The organism is Rhizobium centroccidentale (assembly GCF_030182565.1).
In the GTDB taxonomy this organism is placed as follows: Bacteria; Pseudomonadota; Alphaproteobacteria; order Rhizobiales; family Rhizobiaceae; genus Rhizobium.
In genome coordinates, this window is sequence record NZ_JAQJCG010000008.1 from 199,272 (window position 1) to 223,285 (window position 24,014).

Here is a 24,014-nt window from a genome sequence, read left to right on the forward strand (position 1 = left end):
CGAAACGCATCGCCGGTGAAATACTGTCGGCGGATGCCATGGCGGGGCAAAAATAAAAGCGTCTCCACGTCTTGAACTTGAGGTCCAGCCATGTCATGACGCGCCCTCTTTGCGACAGGGCGCGTCATGCGTCCCATCAGGGGCTTGGTCCCAATCCAGACAATTTCGACGGAAAGGAGTGCGGGCATGGCTCGGGCGCTTGGTTTCGACTTCGGCACGACGAACACGGTTCTGGCGATGGCCGATGGACCCGCGACACAATCGGTCGCCTTCAACAGTGCTGCCGGCACTGCCGACAGCATGCGCACCGCGCTCTCCTTCATGAAAGATCCGGGGCTGGGTGCGGCCGCACTCAAGGTCGAGGCCGGGCACGCGGCCATCCGGCAGTTCATCGACAATCCCGGCGACTGTCGCTTCCTGCAGTCGATCAAGACCTTTGCGGCAAGCGCGCTCTTCCAGGGCACGCTGATCTACGCCAAGCGCCACAGCTTCGAGGATCTGATGGAGATCTTCGTGCGCCGTCTGCGCGCCTACGCCGGAGAGGGATGGCCGGAGAATGTTTCGCGCATCGTCACCGGCCGACCGGTGCATTTTGCCGGCGCCAATCCGAACCCTGGCCTTGCGACCGAGCGCTACAATGCCGCTCTTGCACGGTTCGGCTTTCCGGAAATCCATTATGTCTACGAGCCGGTCGCAGCCGCATTTTATTTCGCGCAGCACCTGAAGAAGGATGCGACCGTGCTGGTGGCCGACTTCGGGGGCGGTACGACCGACTATTCGCTCATCCGCTTCGAGACCTACGGCGGAAAGCTGACGGCGACGCCTATCGGCCATTCCGGCGTCGGCATCGCCGGCGATCATTTCGATTTCCGGATGATCGACAACATCGTCTCGCCGGCCATCGGCAAGGGCAGCTTCTTCAAGAGCTTCGACAAGCTTTTGGAAGTGCCGACCTCCTACTACGCCAATTTCGGCCGCTGGAACCAGCTTTCGATCTTCAAGACCTCGCGCGAATATGCCGACCTGAAGACGCTGGTGCGCAGCAGCCTCGAGCCGGAGAAGCTGGAGACCTTCATCGAGCTCGTCGAGCATGACGAAGGCTATCCGCTCTATCAGGCCGTATCGGCGACGAAGATGGCGCTTTCGAGCGAGGAAGAGGCCGAATTCAACTTCCCGCCGCTCGGCAAGGCCGGCCGCAAGCACGTTCGCCGCGCCGACTTCGAAAGCTGGATCGCCGAGGATCTTGCCCGCATCGAAGGGGCGCTGAATGACGTGCTGACAACGACGAACACATCGCCCGATGCGATCGACAAGGTATTCCTGACCGGCGGCACCTCCTTCGTTCCCGCAGTACGGCACATCTTTACGGAACGCTTCGGCCGGGAGCGGATCGAGACGGGCGGCGAATTGCTGTCCATCGCCCATGGTCTGGCCCTGATCGGCGAACGCGACGATATCACCCAGTGGACGGCCTGACATAGCGCCCACCCTGCCCTTTCGTTCCTGCGCGGCTTTGGATAGAGTTCGCGCATGATTTCCGCCAACGACCTCACGCCGGCCGAGCTTGCCGCCCTTCTGCATTTCCATGCGGATGCGGGCGTCGATTGGCTGCTGGAAGATGAGCCGGTGGATCGGTTTGCCGAATTCGAGGCGATGCGCGCCGCACGACAGGGCGCGCGGGCAACACAGCCTCGGACCGAAGCTCCAGCACCTGCGGCGCGGCCGCAAACCGAGCGTCGCCAAGCTGCCAAGCCGGCGGCATCTCCCGCAGCAGCGGCGCCGCGTGCAACGCCCGCCATTCCCGACGAGCAAGCCGTGGAGCAGGCCCGATTCGCCGCCGAAAGCGCGCGCTCGCTCAGCGAGCTGAAGACGGCGCTTGAAGCCTTCAACGGCTGCAATCTCAAGAACAGCGCCCGTTCGACGATCTTTGCCAGCGGCACGCCGGAGGGCCGCATCATGGTGATCGGGCCGATGCCGAGCGCCGACGATGATCGCAAGGGGGCGCCGTTTGCCGGCCGCGCAGGACAGTTGCTCGACAGGATGCTCGCCGCCATCGGCTTGCAGCGCGATTCGATCGTGCTTACCAACGTCATTCCGTGGCGGCCGCCGGGCAACCGCGCCCCTTCTCCGGCGGAGATCGAGATATGTCGTCCGTTCATAGAACGGCAGATTGCGCTTGCCGAGCCGAAGGCAGTGCTGCTGCTCGGCAATTTCACCGCCCGCCACTTTTTCGGCGGTGGCGAAACCATCCATGGATTGCGCGGACAATGGCGGGAAATCAGCATTCTCGGCCGAACCGTCCCCGCTATCGCCAGCCTGCATCCGCAGGAATTGCTGACCGCGCCGATCAATAAACGCCTGGCTTGGAGCGACCTTCTGGCCTTCAAGAATTATATCGTCGCCGAAATATTAGGCTAATTCCAACAGATATTAATGGAGAATGACACCAGTCATGCATTTTTAGCATGGCAGTCTTCTTTTGCTGTGCATTGCAGAATCTATGCTGCACTGCAATATAAAGGTTGTCTTGGGAGGAATTCGAAAGGAACCAAGGCAATGACTGCACGTTTTCGCCCTATTCACTGCGGGTTTGATACCCTGCGCCGCGCCATCGAGCCCGTGCGCGCCACAAACGGACATCGCAACCTCGGCATCGCTGCCAATGAGCAGATGACCGCGCGGGGCACAGGAGTCTCGGCTCGCGTTAGCCGCCCGACGGCGATTTTCGCGGATTTCCGCGCCTGCTAATCTGCGGGCGCGAATTGCCGGGCGATCCAGCGTAACGTTCAAGTATCAGGATTTCCATCATGTCTTCGGGTTTGCGTTCATTCATCGCCCTGTTCGATTCCGTCGGCCATATCGGCTCTGCGGTGCGGGCCGCGGAGGAATTCGAGCGCGCGCGCAATTTTCACAAGGACGAGTGCCGCAGCACAAGTGCTGCCCGGATCGCCGCGATCAGTATTCCGCTTTGAGCTTTCACGGGCAGAATTACACTGCCTGATCATTGGCTCGAGCCGAACGGACAGATCCGAGAGGGGCTCTTGCCCTCAGGCGGACCGTGCCCAGGCGAAGGACTCATCGACCGCCGCCAATTTTACGGCCTGCCATCCGCAATACTGATCGAGAAAATTGCGCGATATCCACATGCGCGTCTTTTTGGGTTCGTCATGCCAGCCGATGTCTCCGCGATCGGCAGATTTGCGTAGGAGACGCTGCAAATGGGTGCGCGATATCATGAAATGTGCCGCCAGAGCGCGTGCATCGACATGGCCGATATCGATTCGATCGCCGACTTCTCCACTGAGATCCAGCCTGGACACGATATGATCGACGACAAGACCGCCGGATTCCGTCCAAAGAAATAGGCCGACACTTTCCGGCGGTTCACGCCAGATGTCGGCCGCCAGGCAATTGCGGGTCATGCGCGGCTGTGCGAGATCCATCAGCATCGGCGAAGCGACCAGCGCAGCTGCGCGGCTGCCATCGTCAAGGAGATCGAGCGCGGCCAGATTGGCAAGATACCAGCCGAACATCCCCGTGTAGCTGATTTCCGTCGGCACGTAGCGGCGGGGACGGCGGGCAGGTCCTGGAGCCAACTCCAGAAAGCGGTAGGTCAGCAACTCCTCGACAAAACTCAGGACCGTGTTGCGACTGGCGATGCGGTAATGCGTGATGAGATTGCGCAGGGCAACGACGGTCAGTCCCGAGCCCGGAATCCCCGGATCATATTCGAGATGAAGCGCATAAGCGGCCTGGGTCAGAAGCCAGCGCTGATGTGACGCAAGCATGCGCGCAACCCTCGGGGCGTTGTCATAACGGTTACGCAATGTCTCGGAGAGAAAGCTTAAGGATGCTACGAACTTGGGGTGACGAGCAAGTTGCTCGATGGGAAAACTCAATCGGGCCTCCTGGGGTGCCCTTCTTAAAAAGCAACAGAAAGTGGATGTTTCATTTTTGTGAACGAAATAATCGGAATCGATCATAATTCCGACGTTTAATAGCATGCTATAGTTATGCAGGCGCCTTTATATCGCAAGGGGTTAAACAAACAATTTACTTTAAATTATTGTTTCCCGACCGTAACGGCCCGCATCTAACAGCAATGCAGTCATGATGATCCACCTCAGTGTTATCGTAGCAATTGTACTGCCAGTCTGCAAATGCAGGCGCAAAGCTGCCACTTTTCATTCGGAGAGCTGAATTGAGAACTGCCCGGCGAGCGAATACTTATTGTGCCATAACAAAACATATTGCCATTGCGATATGACTTTAACTTTGGTTCAGATTTCGGTGTAATGATGCGGCACTTTCAGTCCGGAGGAAGGCTTCGGACTGTACCCGCCACAGCATAGCCTGATCAGGATAGACCATGCGCACAGACACCGGCCAGATCGTCAATCTGGCAGACTATCGTCCCACCGACTTCGTTCTGGAACGCGTGGACCTGACCTTCGATCTGCATCCGACCGAGACCAAAGTGGAGGCACGGCTGATCTTCCATCGCCGGGAAGGTATCGATCCCAAGGCGCCCCTGCTGCTCGATGGCGACGAGCTCGTGCTCTCCGGCCTGCTGCTCGATCAGGCGGAACTGCCTGCCACGCAATATGACGCCACGCCCGAGAGCCTCACGGTTCACGATCTGCCGGAAAGCACGCCTTTCGAGCTAACGATCACGACCGTCATCAACCCGGAAGCCAATACGCAGCTGATGGGCCTCTACCGCACCGGCGGCATTTATTGCACGCAGTGCGAAGCCGAAGGCTTCCGCCGCATCACTTATTTCCCCGACCGGCCGGACGTTCTCGCCCCCTATACGGTCAACATCATAGCCGACAAGGCCGCCAATCCGCTGCTGCTGTCGAACGGCAATTTCCTTGGCGGCGCCGGCTATGGCGAAGGCAGGCATTTCGCCGCCTGGTTCGATCCGCATCCGAAGCCGAGCTATCTCTTCGCGCTCGTTGCCGGCGACCTCGGCGTCGTCGAGGACACATTCACCACGATGTCCGGCCGTGAGGTCGCACTGAAGATCTATGTCGAGCACGGCAAGGAGCCGCGTGCGACCTACGCCATGGATGCGCTGAAGCGCTCGATGAAGTGGGACGAAGAGCGGTTCGGCCGCGAATACGATCTCGACATCTTCATGATTGTCGCCGTCTCGGACTTCAACATGGGAGCAATGGAAAACAAAGGCCTCAACGTCTTCAACGACAAGTACGTTCTGGCCGATCCAGAGACCGCGACCGATGCCGATTATGCCAATATCGAAGCCATCATCGCCCACGAATATTTCCATAACTGGACGGGCAACCGCATCACCTGCCGCGACTGGTTCCAGCTGTGCCTCAAGGAAGGCCTGACTGTCTATCGCGATCATGAGTTTTCCGCCGACCAGCGTTCGCGCGCCGTCAAGCGCATCGCCGAAGTTCGACATCTGAAATCGGAGCAGTTTCCGGAGGATAGCGGGCCGCTTGCCCATCCGGTGCGGCCGACGACATACCGCGAAATCAACAACTTCTATACGACCACGGTCTATGAGAAGGGCAGCGAGGTCACACGCATGATCGCGACGCTGCTCGGCCGCGATCTCTTCAAGAAGGGCATGGACCTCTATTTCGATCGGCATGACGGACAGGCCGTGACGATCGAAGATTTCGTCAGATGCTTCGAAGATGTCAGCGGCCGCGATCTCACGCAGTTCTCGCTATGGTACCATCAGGCCGGCACGCCCCTCGTCACCGCATCCGGCGCCTATGATCCCCATGCCAAGACATTCACGCTGTCGCTCGAACAGATGGTACCGGCAACGCCTGGCCAGGCCGTCAAAAAGCCGATGCATATTCCGTTGCGCATGGGCTTGCTTGCCGAAGACGGCACCATCATCACACCGACATCCGTTACAGGAGCCGAGCTGACCGGCGACGTATTGCACCTGACGAAGCAGACGCAGACGGTGACGTTCCACGGTATTCCGCGACGGCCGGTCCTGTCACTCAATCGCAGCTTCTCGACGCCAATCAACCTGCAGTTCAGCCAGAGCGCCGGCGATCTCGCTCTGATCGCCCGTCACGAGACCGATCATTTCGCCCGCTGGCAGGCGCTGATCGACCTCGGCCTGCCGAACCTCCTGCAAGCCGCCCGCGATGCACGCCAGGGCGTCGAGATCACCTGTGATCCGGCCTTCACCGACGCGCTGCTCGCAGCTGCCGCCGACGAAAGTCTGGAGCCGGCGTTCCGCGCTCAGGTCCTAACCTTGCCGAGCGAATCCGATATTGCCCGCGAACTCGGCGGCAATAACGACCCGGATGCCATTCATGCCGCACGCCAGACAATCATCAAGCGGATCGCTGTAGCTGGACAGGATGTGTTCGCCGCGCTCTATGACGGCATGCAAACGCCGGGTCACTTCAGCCCGGATGCTGCAAGCGCCGGGCGTCGCGCCCTGCGCAATGCGGCTTTGAGCTACCTGTCGCAATCGGACGAGACGCCAGCACGAGCCAAAGCGGCCTATGATGTCGCGAACAACATGACCGATCTCAGTGCGGCGCTGACCATTCTGGCCCAGCGGTTCCCTGATACTGCCGAGACGGCGGCGGCGCTTGCGCATTTCCGCGACCGCTTCGCCGACAATGCGCTCGTCATCGACAAGTGGCTCGCCATTCAGGCAGCGATTCCTGGCGCCGGGGCGTTGGAACGCATTCGACTGCTCATGGGGACACCGCTGTTCAAGCACACCAATCCGAACCGCGTGCGTGCGCTGGTCGGCACCTTTGCATTCGCCAACCCAACCGGGTTCGGCCGCGTAGATGGTGCAGGATACAATTTCCTGGCCGGCCAGATTCTCGAGATCGATCAACGCAACCCCCAGCTTGCGGCCCGCATCCTGACTTCGATGCGCTCCTGGCGCCTGTTGGAGCCAGTGCGGGCCGACCATGCACGCTCGGCACTGATGCGGATCGAGCGTGCAGGCGGTCTTTCGACGGACGTGCGCGACATCGTCGAGCGTATCCTCAAAGAGTGATTTCGATCGCTCAACATGCCGATTTCAAAGGCTGATTTGCATCGGCCTTTTCAGCTTCAGCGAGTCCCGGCCGCGCGCAACTTACCGCTGCGTGTGTAAAATATGCTGAAATCGCAGATGGTTAAGAAAGTTTTACCGCACCCTCTGGACAAGCCGAATCACGAATGATTCATTAAGGCAGATTCGGGCGAGCGGCGCAGCGAATCACACGAGGGACAAGGCTAAAGCGATGGTGGACGTGCGGCGGGCAACCGCGGCCGATGGACGGCTGCGTGTTAATTTCGACGGTCTGAAATCCTGGCATAGCGGCGTTACTGATCGAACCGGAGTGCGGATGGAAACGATTTCACGTCGTTTTCCGCAGACGGAACATATTCTCAAGCGCATCATTCCCGTCCTCATTGTGTCCTTCCTGATGGTCGTTGCCGCCTCGCATTTCTTCGGCATGATTACGGAACATAGCCGGATGGCGGCATCGGCCCGCCGCGCAACCTCGCTTTCCATCGCAGCCGCAGCCGCAGCCTTTTCGAATGACGCGAGCCTGTTTCAGGCCGGGGACCGCAGCGGCGCAGAACGGAAACTGGCCTCCTATCTGCCGCAGGATCGGCTGGACACCGGCGCTTTCGTTCTGTTGGTTCAGGCAAGCGGCCGGGTGTTCGGCTCGTCGGCCGCCGGCTCCGGCTATATCGGCATGCTTGTCTCCGATTTCTTTCCGGAAGTGTCGGCCATCCGCAGTTTTGGCGACCATGCCGACGTGATCGAGACCATGATCGGCGGCGAGCCCTATTATGCGGCGATTTCCCTGATCGGCGACAAGGGCGATTTCATTCTGTCTGCCGCCTCGATGGATCAGATCGAGAAGCTCTGGCGCGATGAGCTGACGCTCAATGTCACGCTGTTTGCCGGCATATCCTCCATCCTGCTTGTCATCCTCTATGCCTATTATACGCAGGTGAAACGCGCCCGGGACGCGGACGAAATCTTCCTCGAATCCAACCTGCGGGTCGAGACCGCACTGTCGCGCGGGCGCTGTGGCCTCTGGGATTTCGATTTCACCAGCCGCCAGTTTTTCTGGTCACGGTCGATGTACGACATGCTCGGGCTGCCGGTCGCCGACAAACCACTCGCCTTTACCGATGCGGCGCGGCTGATGCATCCGGACGACAACAGCCTGCATATGCTCGCTCGCACCGTCACCCGCGGCAATGCCGGCCAGGTGGACCAAATTCTGCGCATCCGCCACGCCAAGGGACATTACGTCTGGATGCGCGCCCGCGCCCAGGTGATCCGCACCAATTCCGGCCGCGTCCACATGATCGGCATCGCCATGGATGTAACCGAACAGCACCGGCTTGCGCAGCGCTATGCCGAGGCCGACCAGCGCCTGGCCGATGCTATCGAATGCACCTCCGAAGCTTTCGTGCTGTGGGACAAGAACGATCGCCTGGTCATGTGCAACGCGCATTTCCAGCAGGCCTATGGTCTGCCCGACAATGTGCTCGTGCCGGGCACCGAGCGGGCCGTGGTCAATGCCGCTGCGGCGCGACCGGTCATCGAGCGCCGCATCGTCGATCCCGGCCGCTCCAATCATTCGCAGACGACGGAAGTGCAGCTCGCCGACGAGCGCTGGCTGCAGATCAACGAACGGCGCACCCGCGACGGCGGCCTTGTCTCCGTCGGCACAGACATCACCCAGCTCAAGCGCAACCAGGAGCGCCTTCGCGAGTCCGAGCGCCGACTGATGGCGACGATCAATGATCTCTCTGCATCGCGGCAGATCCTTGAGAAGCAGAAGGCGGAGCTTTCGACTGCCAACGCCAACTATCTCGCCGAGAAGGAACGCGCCGAAGCCGCCAACAGGGCCAAATCGGAATTCCTCGCCAACATGTCGCACGAGCTGCGCACGCCGCTCAACGCTATCCTCGGTTTCTCCGAAATCCTGCAGGACCAGATGTTCGGTCCGCTCGGCTCGGCGCGTTACAACGAATATGCCAAGGACATTCACGACAGCGGCAAGCATCTGCTCAATGTCATCAACGACATTCTCGACATGTCCAAGATCGAAGCGGGGCATATGAAGCTCAGCTGCGAGCGGATCAATCTCGCACCGCTCATCGAGGAATGCCTGCGCTTCACCCACATTCCGGCTGCGCAGAAGAATATTCTCGTCGAGCAGGACATTTCCTCCGAGATCAAGCTCAATGCCGACCGGCGGGCGATGAAGCAGATCGTACTCAACCTGCTCTCCAACGCGGTGAAATTCACCAATGATGGCGGCCGCATCGCAGTTCGTACACGCAGGGTCGACGATGCCGTCATGCTCGTCATCGCCGATACCGGCATCGGCATTCCGAAATCGGCGCTCAGCAAGATCGGCCAGCCCTTCGAACAGGTGCAGAGCCAATATGCGAAGAGCAAGGGAGGCTCGGGCCTGGGGCTTGCCATTTCCAGATCGCTGACCGCGTTGCATCACGGCCGCATGCGCATCCGCTCCCGCGAGGGCACCGGCACGGTGATCGCGATCCGCATCCCCGATCAGAGCTAATCAGCTTGCGACCGTCGCCTGGAATACCTTTCGCACCGCCTTCGACAGGCGTTTCAGCTCTGCTTCCAGTGTGCGGATATCCGGGCAGTCACCGGCGCGGCAGACCAGCTCGATCAAGCCGGAAGGCGTATTTTTTGGATCGAACGTGCCGTCGATGCAAAGACGGATCAGCTGCGACACTTCCGTATAGAGCTGCAAAGCCTTAAGGCAGACATCGAGATCGTTGCGATCCATCAGACTGCCGCCCAGCAGTTTCAACGCTTCGGCCGTGCTGAGGCCGTTTGCATCGATGCCGACGCCGCGGACCGACGCGGTCAGCCGCAAATATTGCGCGATGAATTCGATATCGATCAGGCCGCCCGGGATCAGCTTCAGATCCCAGATGCTTTCCGACGGCTTTTCCTGTTCGATCAGGGCACGCATCTCGCGAACATCCCTGGCGATCTTGGCGACATCTCTCTTTGTCGAAAGAACCTCGCCGATGATGCGCTCCGCATCGTTCACCAATTCCTCGTCGCCACAAATCAGGCGAGACCGGGACAGCGCCATATGCTCCCAGGTCCAGGCCTCCTCCCGCTGGTACTTCTCGAAGGAATTGATGCGCGTGGCGACCGGCCCCTTGTTGCCGGAGGGACGCAAACGCATGTCGACCTCGTAGAGCACACCTTCGGCCGTCGGTGCAGAGAGCGCCGCGATCAGGCGCTGCGTGATACGCGTGAAATATCGCGTGGCATCGAGCGGCTTCGGACCATCGGATTCGCTGGCCGCGTCGTCGTAATCGTAAAGCAGGATGATATCGATATCGGAACCGGCCGAGAGCTCGAAACTGCCGAGCTTGCCCATTCCGACGATGGCAACACGGCCGCCGGGATATTCGCCGTGCGCCGCCCGGATTTCCTTCATGACGGCATCCAGCGCCGCCTCGACGATGAGATCGGCAAGATAGGTAAAGGCGCGGGCCGCCATGACCCCACCGATTGCGCCCGTCAGCAGACGAATGCCGATCAGGAAGCGCTGTTCGGAGGCAAAGATGCGCAAGAGATCGAGCGTCTCTTCATAATGCCTTGCCGGGGCAAGGAAGGTCTGGAGGCGCTCGGCGAGATAATCGCGCGTCGGCAACTCGGCCATCAACCTTGGATCCAACATGCCATCAAAGACATGCGGCTTGGCCGCGATGATCTCGGCAAGCCGCGGTGCTGACGACATGATGTTGACAATGAGCGAGAGCAATGCCGGATTGGTTCCGAGCAGCGAGAAGAGCTGAATGCCGGCGGGCAGGCCGGAAATAAAGCTGTCGAAGCGCAACAACGCCTTGTCGGCACGCTTGCTTTCGCCGAAGACACGCAGCAGCTCCGGCGTCAGTTCCGTCAACCGTTCGCGGGCTTCCACGGATTGCGTGGCGCGATACCGGCCGTAGTGCCAGGTGCGGATGACATTGGCTATGTCAGACGGCCGATCGAAGCCTAGGCGGCGTAGCGTCTCCAGGGTATCAGGATCGTCGCCCTGGCCGGTAAAGACCAGATTGCCGGTTTCGCTCGACAGCTTGGTCTCCTGCTCGAACAGGCGCGCATAGCGGCGCTCGACGGTCTTCAACGTCGTCACCAGCGCTTCGGAAAAAGCCGACACGTCCGCAAAGCCCATCATGTAGGCGATGCGCCTTAACTCGGCATCGGTTTCCGGCAGCAGATGCGTCTGCTCGTCCCGCACCATCTGGATGCGATGCTCGACATCGCGCAGGAACCAATAGGCCGATATCAGCTCGTCGCGCGTTTCCGCATCGATCCACTTCGCCTCGGTCAGTTCGGAAAGCGTTTCCTCCGTCGACCGGCTGCGCAGAGACGGCATACGGCCGCCGGCAATGAGCTGTTGCGTCTGCACGAAAAACTCGATCTCGCGAATGCCGCCGCGGCCAAGCTTGACGTTATGGCCCTTGACCGCGATCGCGCCGTGTCCCTTATGCGCGTGGATTTGGCGCTTGATGGAGTGAATGTCTGATATCGCAGCATAGTCCAGATATTTACGGAAGACGAAGGGCACGAGATCGCGGAGGAAGGCCTGACCGGCGACGATATCGCCGCCGACCGGACGCGCCTTGATGAAGGCAGCGCGCTCCCAGTTCTGCCCCCTGCCCTCATAATAGATCATCGCAGCGTCCACAGGGATCGCGAGCGGCGTCGAGCCGGGATCGGGACGCAGGCGGAGATCGGTGCGGAAGACATAGCCATCCGCCGTGCGCTCCTGAAGGATGCGCACCAGCCGCCGCATCAGCCGCGGGAAGATGTCGATGGCATCATCTGGATCGTGGACGATGCCCGCGGTCTCGTCAAAGAAGACGACCAGATCGATGTCGGAGGAATAGTTCAGCTCTTCGGCGCCGAGCTTGCCCATGCCGAGGACGATCAACCCGGATTTCCGGCTCGGGGCGGCGGGATCGGGAACCACGATCTTGCCGGCCTCGTGCGACGACAGCAACAGGTGATCGATCGCCGCTGAGATCGAGGCCTCCGCAAGCCTGCTCAACCAGCGTGTCGTCACCCTGCCGTCATAGATGCGCGCGAGATCGGCAAGGGCAACGAGGAAGGCTGCGCGGCGCTTGGCGATGCGCAGGCGGCTCATCACCTCGGATTCCGTAGGAGAAGCACCTTCGCCGTTCGCCGGCAGCCAGGCGCGGCGAGCCTCTTCTACCAAAGCCTCGATCTGCGGCGACAGCGGCTTCTCGATCGCGGCAACGAGGAGCGACGGTTCGAGATTGGCGATTTCGCGCAAATGAGGGGACAAGGTCAGAGCCGCGACGATGAAATCCCGCAATGCGCTCTCGCCTGCAAGGAGATCGGCGGCGACCGGCTCCGTTCCGGCGATCTGCTTGAGATCGGCAAGCGCAGATTTCGTCTCCGTCTGGTTCAGCGGCCGCAACCGCCCGGCTGACACATCCCGCAGCAAATCGCTTTGCGTCGTCGTCATGCAGTTCTCCCCAACAGCAAGCGGATAGAGCATGATGCCGAAAAGTGTGAGCGGTTTTCGGACAACATCATGCTCTACGTCTTTGACGCTAGAGCGGATTCAGATTTTAGGTCGTTTCGACCTAAAATCATCCGGCTCTAGAGCATTTCCGCTTTTCTTCGAATCGCGAAAACGCTCCATCTTCTGGTTTTTACGCAGTTCCGGACGCAAAACCGCTCTGCACTTTTGCTGGAACTGCTCTGGTGCAGGATTAACCTATTGTTTCTGCATGGGGAAGATCATGGTGACCGTTAATCCCTTGGCATCAGGACTGTCGGGTATCGTATCGGAAAGCTCGAGCCGGCCGCCGTGCAGCTCCATGACAGCCTCCACCAGCGCAAGGCCGAGGCCGGTTCCCGGCTTGGAGCGGCTTTCGTCCAGACGGAAGAAACGCTTGACCACATCGGCACGTTGATGGGCCGGAATGCCCGGCCCATGATCGGCGACTGCGAGCGTCACCGCGTCGTTCGTGCGCGCCAGCTTGAAAATGATCTTCTGCTCGCCATTGCAGCCCGTCGCATATTTGAGGGCGTTGTCGATGAGATTGAAGAGTGCCTGACCAATCAGCTCGCGATTGCCCTGAATTTCGACATTCGGCTCGATATCTGCCGTCAGTGTCAGACCCGCCTCTTCCGCGACCGGCTCGTAAAGTTCGGCTGTGTCGGCGACGATGGAAGAGAGATCGGCTTCAGTCATTTCGGCCGCCACCGACCCCGCCTCGACACGGGAAATCATCAGGAGAGCATTGAAGGTGCGGATCAGCTGATCGGATTCGCCGATAATGCCTTCAAGGGCGACACGACGCCCCTCGCTGTCGGCGCTGTCGAGCGCATCGGCGGCCTTGTTGCGCAGGCGCGTCAGCGGCGTCTTGAGATCATGAGCGATATTGTCGGAGACCTGCCGCAGCCCTTCGTTCAGCTTCTCGATGCGCTCGAGCATCGCATTCAGCGAAGCGGACATGCGGTCGAACTCATCGCCAGAACCGCCGACCGGCAGTCGTTGCGAGAGATCGCCCGCCATGATCTTGCGGCTGGCATCCGTCATCCGGTCGATGCGCTTCAATGCGTTGCGGCCGATGCCGAACCAGATGACCAATGCGCCGAGACCCATGATCGCCAGCGCCAGCATCAGGGCCTGGCGCACCAGCACGCGGAAGCGCTCCGGCTCGCCGAGGTCGCGGCCGATCAGGATGCGCAAGCCATTGTCGAGAATGAAAATATTGGCAATTGCCAGGTGCCGGCGCTCCGGATCGTTGGAAGCGTCGGTGTAGCGCTCATAGGAGAAAGGCAGCTCGGTCCAGCCGGCCGCGCCAAGCACACCGGGCTGTACGGATGCGACGTTGCCAGCCAGGATGTCGCCGGAAGGTCCCGCAATGACATAGAGATTGGCACCCGGCTGGCGGGCGCGGCGCTCCATGGTGCGCAGAAGTAGGTTCAGACCGCCAATGTCGTAGGCACGCTTGACCTGGCTGACCTCCTGCTGGACGGCATCGCGGATCTGTCCCGTCAGCAGCCGTTCGGACATGGCCGTGACATAGAAGACCAGCGTCGCGGCGCAAAGCGAGAAAAGAAGAATATAGAGGGCTGAAAGTCGGACTGCGGTGGACTTGAAGAGGACGCGGAAGCGACTCATCCCTCGTCCTTGATCATGTATCCGGCGCCGCGGATCGTCTTCAGCAGTGGCTGGCTGAAATCCTTCTCGATCTTGGAGCGCAGGCGCGAAACGTGGACGTCGATGACGTTCGTCTGGGGATCGAAATGATAATCCCAGACATTTTCCAGCAGCATGGTGCGGGTGACGACCTGGCCGGCATTCTTCATCAGATATTCCAGCAGGCGAAATTCGCGCGGCTGCAGCAGGATTTCCTTGCCGCCGCGGCGCACCTCGTGTGAGAGGCGGTCCAGTTCCAGATCGCCGACGCGATAGAGAACGTCTTGCTCCGGCGTGCCTTTGCGGCGGCCGAGCACTTCGACGCGCGCCAAAAGCTCACTGAAGGCATAGGGTTTCGGCAGGTAATCGTCGCCGCCGGCGCGCAGGCCGGTGACGCGGTCATCGACCTGGCCGAGCGCGGAGAGGATCAGAACCGGCGTATGAACGCCCTTGCGGCGCAGTTCACTGATAACGGACAGGCCATCGCGGCGCGGCAGCATGCGGTCTATGATGGCAACATCATAGGTGTTTTCGGTGGCCATGAAGAGACCGCTCTCCCCGTCGCTCGCGTGATCGGCAATAATGCCGGCCTCGCGAAACGCCTTGGTAAGGTAAGCCGCCGCTTCGAGATCGTCTTCGATGATCAGAATCTTCATATGAGCGACATTACCTGCCGACGCTGCCTCGGCACAACCAGAATCAGGAGAATTCACGGCATGTTGGCTAGCGGTTGTCATCTTTCACCTGCCTTGGAGCCAGTCATCTTTGACATGTTGTAAAAAGGAAGCCGCGCAAGCCGTGGCCTGCGCGGCTTCCTGATTCATTTCATTCGCTTAAAGGATCAACCGGCATTGATCGGGAGTGCGACGAAGCGGCTGCCATTGCCGGACTGAATCTGGAACAGGGCGCGCGTGCGGCCATCCTTCTTCGCCTGCTCGATGACCTTGGCGATGTCGCCGGCGTTCGAGACCTGCTGGTTGTTGACCGAGGTGATCTTCTCGCCCTCCTTCACGCCCTTGTCGGCGGCATCGGAGTCGGGATCGACAGCGGTGATCGCGACACCCTTGCCATCGTCGGAAGGGCCGACGGTGAGGCCGAGGTCAGCCAGCGCCTTCTCGGAGGACGGCTGCTGCGGCTGCTGATCCGGCTGCGAGTCGTCATTGGAGGCCTGGTTCTGATCGGCGGGAAGCGTGCCGAGTTCGACCGTGACCGACTGCGATTTGCCAGCACGCCAGATCGAAACATCGACCTTGGAGCCCGGCTGCATGGCGCCGATGCGACGAGCGAGATCACGCGGATCCTTCACCGGATCGCCATTGACCGCCGTCACGACGTCGCCATTCTTGATGCCGGCCTTCTGGCCAGGCGAGCCATCCTGCGGGGAGACGACCAGAGCACCGCTTGCTTCGGACAGGCCGAGGGATTCGGCGATGTCCTTGGTGACGGGCTGGATCTGAACGCCGAGCCAGCCGCGCGAAACCGTGCCGGTCTTGATCAGGTCGGTTACGACATCCTTGGCGGTCGTGGCCGGAATTGCGAAGGCGATGCCAACGCTGCCGCCCGACTGCGAGAAGATGGCGGTGTTGATGCCGACCACTTGGCCGTTGAGGTTGAAAGTCGGGCCACCCGAGTTGCCCTTGTTCACCGGCGCATCGATCTGGATGTAATCGTCATAGGGGCCGGAATGAATGTCGCGGCCGCGAGCCGAGACGATACCGGCCGTGACCGTGCCGCCAAGGCCGAACGGATTGCCGACGGCAACGACCCAATCGCCAACGCGGACCTTGGAGTCATCGGCCCAGCCGACATAGGTGAACTTCTTGCCCTTGGGATCGACCTTCAGGACAGCAAGATCGGTGCGGCTATCCTTGCCGACGAGCTTGGCGTCGAGTTCGGTGCCGTCATTGAGGACGACGACGAAAGCGGCACCATCGGAAACGACGTGATTGTTGGTGACGATGTAGCCGTCTTCGGAGACGAAGAAACCGGATCCTTGAGCGACCGGGCGCAGGCGGCCCTTGTCATCGGAATTCTTCTGCTGGTTCTGGCCATGCTGCTGGCCGCGACCCTGCTGCTGCTCGAACTGGCGGAAGAATTTCTTCAACGGGTGATCGTCCGGAAGGTCATCGAAGCCGCGGCCGAGACCGAAAGAATCATCCTCGTCGGCAACCGAGTTGACGCGAGATTCGACGCGAACGGACACGACAGCCGGCGATACGGCGTCCACCACATTGGCGAAGCTCGGAACCTGCGGCGCCTGAACATTGACGGCATCGGCATAGGCACTGGTGACTACGGCCGGAACACCCGTTGCCAGGGCAGCGACAGCGAGGCCGGCGACGACGGAAGCCTTCATAGCAGTGCTGCGGGACAAGGTGTCCTTGATATTCCTGAACATATGCGAATTACCTTCTCTTTTCTCGTCGGATTGGCGCCGGCAGAACCGGCTATGGTTCATCATGATGGAGATATAGGGCACGGCACCTTACAACGAACTGTCCGCCCCATGAAAAATTTGTAATGTAAGGAAATCGTTGCAATGTGACGACGGAAGATGAAGCCGCGTCACTTCCCCAGGATGTCTTTCAACTGCGCCTCTTCATCGGCACTCAGGGGGTTGCCGGTGGGCTTGCCGGTACGACGACGCGCATAGACGGCAAGGGCTAGTCCACCTGCTAAGAAAAGCGCGATCGGTGCGCCCCAGAGAATATAGGTCTTCGCGCTCAGGCGCGGCTTGAGCAGCACGAACTCGCCATAGCGGGAGACGATGTAATCAAGCACCTGCTGATCGGTGTCGCCATCGGTCAGGCGCTTGCGCACCAGCAAGCGCAGGTCACGCGCGAGATCGGCATTGGAATCATCGATGGATTGGTTCTGGCAGACCATGCAGCGCAATTCGGCCGAGATGGTGCGCGCTCGTGCCTCCAGGGCTGGATCGGAGAGGACTTCATCGGGATTGACCGCAAATGCCGGGGCCGCGGCAAAGAGCAATGCCAGTAGTATAAGCAAGCCGACGAACACCCCTGTCTTCTTTCCAGCCCCGCTATTCTTGATGCGGAATCCCCCCTCATTCGCCCTTCGGGCACCTTCTCTCCGAGGGGCCGATGGGGGTGTGACAATCAAACCTATCATTCAGCCGGCTCCAGGGTCGGACGAGCCGGTTTCGCCTTACGGCTCGGGGCGCCGACGCGCAGACGACGGTCGCTGAGCGATACGAAGCCGCCGATCGCCATGATGAGCGCGCCCAGCCAGATGCAAAGAATGAACGGCTTCCACCAGATGCGCACGACCATGGCGCCATCCTTGCCGGCATCGCCGACTGACACATAGAGTTGGTTGAGGCCGAGCGTGAGGATGCCGGATTCGGTAGTCGCCGTGCGGCTTGCCGTGAAGACACGCTTGGCGGAGGACATTTCCGCAAAGGCAACCCCGCCACGGCTAACGGTGAAGTGAGCGCGATCTTCTGTGAAATTGGGGCCGACACCCGGCTGCACGCCGTCAAAGCGCAGGCTGTAGCCGCCGAGTTCGGCTGTCTCACTCGGCTTCATGCTGGTGATGTGCTCCCCCTCGAAGGTGGTCACCGCAACAATGCCGAGTACGGTGATGCCGAGACCCGCATGGGCAAGAGCGGTGCCGAAGGCCGAGCGCGGCAGCCCGCTCAAGCGCCGCCAGGCGACACCCGCCGCCACCTTGCCGACGCCGGCGCGATACCAGAGATCGACCAAGGCGCCGAAGACCAGGAAGAAACCGGCGGCGAGGCCGAGAGCAGCAAGCACCGGCCCACCATGCTCGACATAGACCAGGACAAGGCCGGCCAGGAAGGCCAGGCTCGCGATGACATAAAGCCTCTGCAGCGCACCGAGCAGATCGCCGCGCTTCCAGGCGAGCAGCGGGCCGAACGGCACGGCAACGAGGATCGGGGTCATCAACAGTCCGAATGTCATGTTGAAGAAGGGCGGGCCGACGGAAATCTTGTCACCGGTCAGTGTTTCGAGCGCCAGCGGATAGAGCGTGCCGGTCAAAACCGTGCCGCAGGCAACCGTCAGGATCAGGTTGTTCAGCACCAGCGCGCCCTCGCGCGAGATTGGCGCGAACAATCCGCCGGCGGCAAGCTTCGGGGCGCGCAGGGCAAACAGCGACAGGGCACCGCCGATAAAGATCAGCAATATGCAGAGGATGAAGATACCGCGCGTCGGATCGCTGGCGAAGGAATGGACCGAAGTCAGCACTCCTGAGCGAACGAGGAAGGTACCAAGCAGCGACAGCGAGAAGGTGAGGATCGCCAGCAGCACCGTCCAGATCTTCAGGGCGTCGCGCTTTTCCATGACAACAGCCGAATGCAGCAGCGCCGTGCCGGCAAGCCAGGGCATGAAAGAGGCATTTTCCACCGGGTCCCAAAACCACCAGCCGCCCCAGCCGAGCTCGTAATAGGCCCAATAAGAACCCATGGCGATGCCGAGCGTCAGGAAACTCCAGGCAGCGAGCGTCCAGGGGCGAACCCACCGCGCCCAGGCGGCATCGATACGCCCTTCCAGAAGTGCGGCGACGGCGAAGGAGAAGCAGACGGAAAAGCCGACATAGCCGAGATAGAGCAAGGGTGGATGGATCGCCAGGCCGACATCCTGGAGGACGGGATTAAGATCCTTGCCCTCGGCCGGCGCCGGGTTGAGCCGAAGGAACGGATTCGAGGTAAGCAGAATGAAGACCAGAAAGGCCGAGGAGATCCACGACTGCACGGCGAGCACGTTAGCGCGCAGCACGTCGGGCAGATTGCGCCCGTATAGCGCAACGAGCGCACTGAACAGCGCCAGGATCAACAGCCAAAGCATCATCGATCCCTCGTGATTGCCCCAGACGCCGGAGATCTTGAAGATCAGCGGCATCAGCGAGTGGGAATTGGCCCAGACGTTGAGAACGGAGAAATCGGAAGCAACATAGGCATAGGTCAGCACGCCGAAGGAGAAGGCGACCAGCAGAAACATGACGATCGCGCCGACCGGGGCGATATTCATCATCGACACGTCACCGCGCCGGGCGCCGATAACAGGCAGGATGGAGACGATCAGCGCGGTCGCGAGCGCCAGCACCAGGGCATAGTGTCCGAGCTCGATGATCATTGGCTGGCCTCCTCGCCTTTCCACACGCCATCAGCCTTCAGCTTGTCGGCGACCTGCTTCGGCATGTAGCGCTCATCATGCTTGGCGAGTACGCTGTCGGCAACGAAAACGTCGCTGCCCGGCTCGAACTTGCCTTCGGTGACGACACCCTGTCCTTCGCGGAATAGATCCGGCAGGATGCCGTCATATTTGACCTTGATCGTATCGGTGCCGTCGGTGACCGAGAATTGAACCTGCGTTCCCTGACCGCGCACGATCGAGCCCTCCCCGACAAGCCCGCCCAGGCGGATCAGCGTGCCGGCATTGACTGGCGTTTTGGCGAGATCGGCCGGCATGTAGAAATAGGCGACCGACTGGCTGAAGGCGAAGAGGACGAGCAGCACGGCAACAGCGATGAAACCCATGCCGCCGGCGATCACAGCCAGTCGTTTCTGCTTGCGGGTCATTGCTGCGTCTCCTCCGTCGGCAATCCCAATTCCTTCGCCAGCGCCAAAAGCTGCTGGCCCTCCCCTCCATTAGCCGGAAAGGCCGCGAGACCGCGCTTCAACGCATCCGCTGCGCGTTCCCGATCATTCAGCACCGCATAGGAGCGGATCAACCGCATCCAGCCTTCGAAATTCTTCGGATCTTGCTTGAGCTTGGCATCGAGGCTATCGACCATACCGCGGATCATCTGCTGGCGATCGCCGCTGCTCAGTGCATTGGCCGCAGCGACATCCTCCGCGGTCGGATTGCCGGGTGCCTTGTCGTTCGCCGATGCCGTCGGCTGGCCACCATTCTTGACGATGTGTTGGTCAACGACAGCAAGCCAGGGCGCGTCAGGCGGCGATTGCTTGGCGAGAGCCTCGAAGGCAGTTTTCGCATCGGCCGCCTTCCCCTCTTGCTCCAGCGCGAGCGCCAGATAGAAAAGCGTACGCGGATTGGCGGCATCGAGCGCCAGGGATTGCTGCAGCACGCCCCGCGCCTCCGCCGTTACGATGCCATTGGCCTTGACGACCAGCACCTCGCCCAGATCGCCAAGCCGGGCCGCATTCGGCCCCAGCAGGCGGATGACGTTGCGATAGGCAAGCTCGGCATCGCCGATCCGGTTGGTCTTGAAATAGATCGGCGCCAGGACCTCCCATCCCTTGGCATCATCCGGGTTTTTGGCCAGATGCTGCTCGATCTTGACGATCGAGATGGCGAGATCGTTTCCAGGCTTTTCGAGCCGCGCTTCCAGCGGCTGCGCCGGCAGGCCGGGATCGCCATTGACGAGATACAGACAGAGACCAACGGCCGGAAGAAGGACGATGATGAAGGCCTGGGCAAGACGATAGCTACCATGCGCAGGCGATTTCACTGTTGTCTTCTCATCCTTGGCAGCAGTGATGAGGCGCCGTCCGATTTCGGCGCGGGCATAGCCAGCCTCCTGTGCGGAGATGAGGCCGCCGGCAAGATCGCGCTCCAATTCACGAAGCTGATCGCGATAAACCTCGGCCTCTCCGGAACGACGCTCCTCCGCCTCCTTCGCACCACGCAGAAGAGGATAGAGCAGCACAGCGCCGACAACCGCCGTAAGAACGGCCACGAGAATCCAGAACAGCATAGACGCCCAATACTTTAACGGGGCGCTTATTCCAACCGGGAAAGGCTATCTGACGAAGATTTGAGGCGTTTGGCCGCGCCCTTCAGTGCAGACGCCTTATTCAAGCGGCGTCCAAGTGCCGTCGTCGTTGCGGCAGGCCGCACCCCTTGCCGTCGTCGGCTTGCCGTCGACCGTGACTATATGAGTATATTGTCGGCAATTCTGGGAACCGACCTGATAGGGCGCAGCGGGGACAACCTCGCCACTCGCATTCCTGCCCTTCCATGCCACGGGTTGGCCAAGCGGCGAGGTCTCAAGCGCCCGATATTCGGCTTCCAGCGCCCGCTGCTTGTCGCTGTCGCTGAGTTTGATGCCGGTGCGCTCGACGATGCCACCATCAAGAGCATTGATGAAGGTTGCGGAAGCCGGAGGCTTCGCAGACGAAAACAGGCTCTTGCCGCCTCCCAGGCTACTTGTCGTCGAGCAACCTGAAAGCGCAACCGCTGTGAAAATAGAGGGGGCAACTAGAAAAAAGGTACGAAGCTTCATACAACCGAACCAGTATCAAAAAGCAAAACCATAGGTACTGCGCTGCGGCATCATCATGACCCACAACGCCTTTTTGGCATCATGCCGTTCTTCACGCAACATCCTTCGTCAAGCCCGGCAAAATTAGGCTCGCGCGAAGCCCGCCCCAGCTGCCTCGGGAGAGCTCGAAACGGCCTTGATATTCATTGGTGATCTCGCTGACGATCGACAGACCGAGACCGGTGCCGGGCTTGCTCTCATCCAGTCTGCGCCCACGTTTCATGGCTTCGCGGATCTGATCCGGTTCCAGCCCGGGACCGTCGTCCTCAACCACCAGTTCCACCCAATGGCGCCGCGCCGGATCGATGCCCTTGATCTCGGCCGGCGCCTCGCTTGCAACCAGACGCACTTTGCGTTCGGCAAAGCGGGCGGCATTTTCGAGGAGATTGCCGACCGTCTCCTCCAGATCCTGCTGCTCCATGGCGAGCGCCAGATTGGGCGAGACGGAGAGTTCGAACTCCTTGTCGGCGTTCAGCCGTCGCATGACGCGGACAAGCCGTTCCAGCGCCGGCTCGGCCTCGGTGCGCGCCAGCACGGATTCGCGCTGCGCGGCGATGCGGGCACGATTGAGATAGGATTGCACCTGACCCTGCATCGCCTCGGCCTGGTTCTTCACCAGATCGCCATGCGAGCGCTCCAAGACACGGGATTCATTCAGAAGAACCGCAATCGGCGTTTTTAGCGAGTGTGCGAGATTGCCGACCTGCATGCGCGCGCGCTCGACGATACGCCGGTTACTGTCGATCAGCGCATTGATCTCATTGGCAAGCGGCAGGATCTCGCGCGGAAAGTCACCTTGCAGACGCTCGCTTTCACCGGCGCGGATACGCTCCAGCGCCGCACGCGCCTTATCGAGCGGCTTCAAGCCGTAGAGAATGGCGAGCGCATTGACGATCAAGCTGCCGACGCCGAAGCCGACGAGTGCGAAGTAGAGGCTGTGGGAGAAATTGCGGACATCATCCTCGACCACGGCGACATTGCCGGTGACGCGAAACCGAGCCGCATGGTCCGTATCGAACTGGATTTCCGTTTCCGCCACCTGCACGCGATTTCCGAAGGCGTCGGTGACGATATAATAGCGCTCGTAATTCTTATCGAAAGGTGCTTCCAGGACGGATAGAACCGGCAGGTTCGACGCGCCGAGCGACGACGAAACCAAGGGGGTTGACGTATATGTGCCGAGCGGCTCGACTATCCAATACCAGCCGGTTTTCGGCTGTGAGAAACGGAGGTCTCCAAGCTGCGGACTGCCTGACAGCGCACCCTGATCACCGATCGTCACGGAATTGATGACGTTATAGAGCTGGGCGCGCAATAGGTCCTGAAAGCCGCGCTCGGCGTTCTTGCGGTAGATATCGGAGATGACAAGGCCGATCACCACCAGCGCCACAGCAGACCAAAGCGTGGTCAGCAGCAGGACGCGAGCGGTGAGAGACTTAATTCGCATTGGTTGGAGCTTGGATTCTGTAACCAAGGCCGCGAACCGTTTCGATCAGGTCGACACCCATCTTCTTGCGAAGGCGTCCGACAAACACTTCAATCGTATTGGAATCCCGATCGAAATCCTGATCATACATATGCTCGACCAGCTCGGTGCGGGAGACGACCTCGCCCTTGTGATGCATGAGATAGGCAAGCAGCCGGTATTCATGAGACGTAAGCTTGAGCGGCTTGCCGTCGACGGTCGCCTTCGAGCTCTTGGTGTCGAGCCGCACCGGGCCGCAGACGATTTCCGAGGAGGCATGGCCCGCGGCGCGGCGGATGAGCGCGCGGATGCGGGCAAGCACTTCCTCGACATGGAAAGGCTTGGCGACGTAATCGTCCGCACCGGCGTCGATGCCCGCCACCTTGTCGCTCCAGCGATCACGGGCGGTCAAGAGGAGCACCGGCACGGTGCGTCCGGCACCGCGCCATTTTTCAAGCACGGTAATGCCGTCCATTTCAGGCAAGCCGATATCGAGGATGATCGCATCATAAGGTTCGGTATCGCCGAGGAAATGCCCTTCCTCCCCATCAAAGGCCGTATCGACCACATAGCCTGCCTCCTTCAAGGCCTCGGCAAGCTGACGGTTCAAGTTGATATCGTCTTCGACTATGAGAATGCGCATCTCTAAATCCAATTTCCCCGGTTCGAGAAACAGTACCGCAAATCGTGGTGCAGTGGAATCACGGAAACAATAAGATTTCGTGTAAGATTCAAGGCTTTAGGTTGGCACCAAAAGCGCGGGGATCACATCGGCACCTTCATCGTCACCTTGCGCGGGCGCTGGCCGTTGCCCTGGACGAGAACGGTGATGATACAGCTGTCGCCGGAAGGTTGTGCCGAAAGAAGCTGGCCACCGGTCTTGGCGACGACCTCCTCGGCTGCCTCACTGCAATCGCTGTTAGCGCGCGCGACCAGGGTCGACGTCGGCGCTGGCGCCGGCAGAACAGACGAGCCGGCCAGGACGAGGGCCGCTGCTGCCATGCTTGAAAATGAGGCCATGCTTCGGACTTCCCACAGGGATATGAACTTGGTCGATTATTTACCCA

The 24,014-nt window shown here is 60.4% G+C and carries 19 protein-coding genes; 6 read left to right on the top strand and 13 right to left on the bottom strand.

The window, feature by feature from the left end:
* Window positions 1-186 precede the first annotated feature (186 nt).
* The 4 genes from PH562_RS13450 to PH562_RS13465 all read left to right on the top strand — a co-directional run bounded on the left by PH562_RS13450 (window position 187) and on the right by PH562_RS13465 (window position 2,972).
* Complete coding sequence (locus tag PH562_RS13450) at window positions 187-1,476, top strand: Hsp70 family protein (protein ID WP_285173608.1); 1,290 nt, start codon at window positions 187-189, stop codon at window positions 1,474-1,476.
* A gap of 54 nt (window positions 1,477-1,530) precedes the next feature.
* A complete protein-coding gene (locus PH562_RS13455; RefSeq protein WP_285173609.1) occupies window positions 1,531-2,418 on the top strand; it encodes a uracil-DNA glycosylase in 888 nt (295 codons plus the stop codon).
* Between the two features lie 138 nt (window positions 2,419-2,556).
* Window positions 2,557-2,748: a hypothetical protein gene (locus PH562_RS13460; protein WP_285173649.1), complete on the top strand. Its 192-nt coding sequence runs from the start codon at window positions 2,557-2,559 to the stop codon at window positions 2,746-2,748.
* A 59-nt stretch (window positions 2,749-2,807) separates the two neighbouring features.
* Window positions 2,808-2,972: a hypothetical protein gene (locus tag PH562_RS13465; protein WP_285173610.1), complete on the top strand. Its 165-nt coding sequence runs from the start codon at window positions 2,808-2,810 to the stop codon at window positions 2,970-2,972.
* A 75-nt stretch (window positions 2,973-3,047) separates the two neighbouring features.
* On the opposite strand, the gene PH562_RS13470 is transcribed toward PH562_RS13465, so the two are convergent.
* The gene (locus tag PH562_RS13470; protein WP_285173611.1) at window positions 3,048-3,899 is read right to left on the bottom strand and encodes a hypothetical protein; all 852 of its coding nucleotides are present in this window, start codon (window positions 3,897-3,899) and stop codon (window positions 3,048-3,050) included.
* Window positions 3,900-4,369: 470 nt separating this feature from the next.
* Here PH562_RS13470 and pepN point away from each other — a divergent pair, with 470 nt between their 5' ends.
* Both pepN and PH562_RS13480 read left to right on the top strand, forming a co-directional pair.
* The gene (gene pepN, locus PH562_RS13475) at window positions 4,370-7,018 is read left to right on the top strand and encodes an aminopeptidase N (protein ID WP_285173612.1); all 2,649 of its coding nucleotides are present in this window, start codon (window positions 4,370-4,372) and stop codon (window positions 7,016-7,018) included.
* A 229-nt stretch (window positions 7,019-7,247) separates the two neighbouring features.
* Window positions 7,248-9,563 (top strand): PAS domain-containing sensor histidine kinase, encoded by a 2,316-nt coding sequence (locus PH562_RS13480; RefSeq protein WP_285173613.1) that lies wholly within the window; start codon window positions 7,248-7,250, stop codon window positions 9,561-9,563.
* Here PH562_RS13480 and PH562_RS13485 read toward each other — a convergent pair whose 3' ends face one another.
* The 12 genes from PH562_RS13485 to PH562_RS13540 all read right to left on the bottom strand — a co-directional run bounded on the left by PH562_RS13485 (window position 9,564) and on the right by PH562_RS13540 (window position 23,967).
* Window positions 9,564-12,524, bottom strand: a complete 2,961-nt coding sequence (locus PH562_RS13485) for a bifunctional [glutamine synthetase] adenylyltransferase/[glutamine synthetase]-adenylyl-L-tyrosine phosphorylase (protein WP_285173614.1) — start codon at window positions 12,522-12,524, stop codon at window positions 9,564-9,566. It lies immediately after the preceding gene.
* Window positions 12,525-12,779: 255 nt separating this feature from the next.
* Window positions 12,780-14,195 carry a sensor histidine kinase gene (locus PH562_RS13490; protein WP_285173615.1) on the bottom strand — a complete coding sequence of 472 codons (1,416 nt, stop codon included), beginning with the start codon at window positions 14,193-14,195 and terminating at the stop codon, window positions 12,780-12,782.
* The gene (locus PH562_RS13495) at window positions 14,192-14,950 is read right to left on the bottom strand and encodes a response regulator transcription factor (RefSeq protein WP_374815905.1); all 759 of its coding nucleotides are present in this window, start codon (window positions 14,948-14,950) and stop codon (window positions 14,192-14,194) included. The genes PH562_RS13490 and PH562_RS13495 overlap by 4 nt, the downstream gene beginning before the upstream one ends.
* 104 nt (window positions 14,951-15,054) lie before the next feature.
* Entirely contained in the window at window positions 15,055-16,611 is a 1,557-nt protein-coding gene (locus tag PH562_RS13500; protein ID WP_285173616.1) for a Do family serine endopeptidase, read from the bottom strand.
* Between the two features lie 167 nt (window positions 16,612-16,778).
* Window positions 16,779-17,234, bottom strand: coding sequence for a cytochrome c-type biogenesis protein (locus PH562_RS13505; RefSeq protein WP_285173617.1), 456 nt, complete (start codon window positions 17,232-17,234; stop codon window positions 16,779-16,781).
* Window positions 17,235-17,341: 107 nt separating this feature from the next.
* Entirely contained in the window at window positions 17,342-19,330 is a 1,989-nt protein-coding gene (locus tag PH562_RS13510) for a heme lyase CcmF/NrfE family subunit (protein WP_285173618.1), read from the bottom strand.
* Complete coding sequence (gene ccmE, locus PH562_RS13515; protein WP_174174013.1) at window positions 19,327-19,776, bottom strand: cytochrome c maturation protein CcmE; 450 nt, start codon at window positions 19,774-19,776, stop codon at window positions 19,327-19,329. The genes PH562_RS13510 and ccmE overlap by 4 nt, the downstream gene beginning before the upstream one ends.
* The gene (gene ccmI / locus PH562_RS13520; RefSeq protein WP_285173619.1) at window positions 19,773-20,915 is read right to left on the bottom strand and encodes a c-type cytochrome biogenesis protein CcmI; all 1,143 of its coding nucleotides are present in this window, start codon (window positions 20,913-20,915) and stop codon (window positions 19,773-19,775) included. Before ccmI ends, ccmE begins: the two co-directional genes overlap by 4 nt.
* 96 nt (window positions 20,916-21,011) lie before the next feature.
* Window positions 21,012-21,443: a hypothetical protein gene (locus PH562_RS13525; protein WP_285173620.1), complete on the bottom strand. Its 432-nt coding sequence runs from the start codon at window positions 21,441-21,443 to the stop codon at window positions 21,012-21,014.
* 91 nt (window positions 21,444-21,534) lie between these two features.
* Complete coding sequence (locus tag PH562_RS13530) at window positions 21,535-22,929, bottom strand: sensor histidine kinase (protein ID WP_285173621.1); 1,395 nt, start codon at window positions 22,927-22,929, stop codon at window positions 21,535-21,537.
* Window positions 22,919-23,590: a response regulator transcription factor gene (locus PH562_RS13535; RefSeq protein WP_015339225.1), complete on the bottom strand. Its 672-nt coding sequence runs from the start codon at window positions 23,588-23,590 to the stop codon at window positions 22,919-22,921. Before PH562_RS13535 ends, PH562_RS13530 begins: the two co-directional genes overlap by 11 nt.
* Before the next feature lie 122 nt (window positions 23,591-23,712).
* Complete coding sequence (locus PH562_RS13540; protein WP_113229446.1) at window positions 23,713-23,967, bottom strand: hypothetical protein; 255 nt, start codon at window positions 23,965-23,967, stop codon at window positions 23,713-23,715.
* Between the last annotated feature and the right edge of the window lie 47 nt (window positions 23,968-24,014).